At 35.3% G+C, this 1,421-nt stretch carries 1 protein-coding gene; it reads right to left on the bottom strand.

Annotated elements, in window-relative coordinates:
- Window positions 1–377 precede the first annotated feature (377 nt).
- Window positions 378–1,157, bottom strand: a complete 780-nt coding sequence (locus ACOVQ4_RS05980; RefSeq protein ID WP_421819741.1) for a queuosine precursor transporter — start codon at window positions 1,155–1,157, stop codon at window positions 378–380.
- Between the last annotated feature and the right edge of the window lie 264 nt (window positions 1,158–1,421).

The following is a 1,421-nucleotide window of genomic DNA, read 5'->3' as shown; positions in this document are numbered from 1 at the left end:
TGAGGGCATTGGTCGTATAAAAGCTACTCCAGGTCAGACTCTGCTGAGGAATAAATGACACCGTCCCACTCAAGGGGTAGTTTTGGGCGTTGGCTTTAAGAAAACTAAGAACAAGGTATAAAACCAGAAATAAGAATAAGTTGTAGATTTTCTTCATTGAAAGCTATTAAGTTAGTTTCTTGTTGAGACTGACTTAGCGCTAAAAAGTATCAGACACTTCTGTTTAATAGGGGTTAAACTTATTATTATTTGGGATTACACACTATTTTGGGGTAAATTTCAAGAGAAATTACAAAACTATCTAAATTAAAAAGCCTCAAACAAAACCATTAAGGTTCTATTTGAGGCTCATTATTGTATTTTTTTAAATTTTTGATTTATTCCTGCTGACCCGCCTCAGAAATTAACTGGTCGGATAGTTCTTTTCCTAGATAACCATCAATCAAATTGTGGGCTAAGTAAATTAATGGTGTCATGAGAATCGCTGAAAAGAACTTATATAGATAGTTATTCAGAGAAGTCGAAATCCATTGGTCGATTGTCCAGTTGCCAAAAACCACAAAGGCTATTCCAATCACGACAAAGCTGTCTATCAACTGCGATACCAAGGTAGAGCCCGTAGCTCGAAGCCAAATTTTTTCTCCTTTTGTGACTTTTCTAATCGAATGAAACACATAGGCATCTAGGATTTGGCTAATCAAAAATGCACTCAACGAACCAGTAATAATCCCCAATCCTTGGCGAAAGATTTTGGCGAAAGCTTCATTAATATTAAAATTATGGTCGCCTTTGTTGACATCAATCCAAAAGTCTGCTGGAACCAATAAGGTCGCTCCATAAATAATCAGAAAGCTGTAGGCAATGAAACCTGCTGTTAAATAGGAAATGCGTTTTACGCCTTTTTTACCAAAATATTCATTGATGATGTCGGAAGTGATAAAGACAAATGGCCAGTTGAGCGCCCCAGCGGTTTGGTTTATATCCCAAATACCAAAAAAAGTATTGAGGTGAAGTGGTTCAAAACCCAGAGTTTTTTCTACCGAAAAAATCTTGGCACCAACAATTTCGGCTACAATGGCATTGGTCAGGAATATTCCAAAAAGAAAGATATACAGTTTGGTTCGTTTCGAGTCTAAAGTCGAAGTTTCGATATGCATAAGTTAGTACGCTTAATGATAAAGCTATTTATGAGTTGAATTGTTGGTTTTAGGGTAAAATCACCACGATTGAGATAGATTTTATTTCTAAAATACAAACAAAGCCGTAAAAGTTCAAACACAAGAGTTCGAAAGCTAGAAGTTTAACTTATAAAAGCTAAAAAGTGTTTAAAGGAGAGTTTTGTATTATCGATTAATTTATAGGCCAAATACAAAAAAAGCATCTGAGGTTACTCAGATGCTTTTGCAAGAAAAATTTTCATT

The sequence above is a fragment of the Flectobacillus sp. genome (genome assembly GCF_049240685.1).
Taxonomy (GTDB): Bacteria; Bacteroidota; Bacteroidia; order Cytophagales; family Spirosomataceae; genus Flectobacillus.
The sequence above is the reverse complement of the archived record's forward strand: the minus strand, read 5'-3'. Positions and strand labels throughout refer to the sequence as shown.

Coding starts and splice junctions, on each gene's coding strand:
- ACOVQ4_RS05980 (WP_421819741.1), bottom strand. CDS start 1,157: ATGCATATCGAAACTTCGACTTTAGACTCGAAACGAACCAAACTGTAT.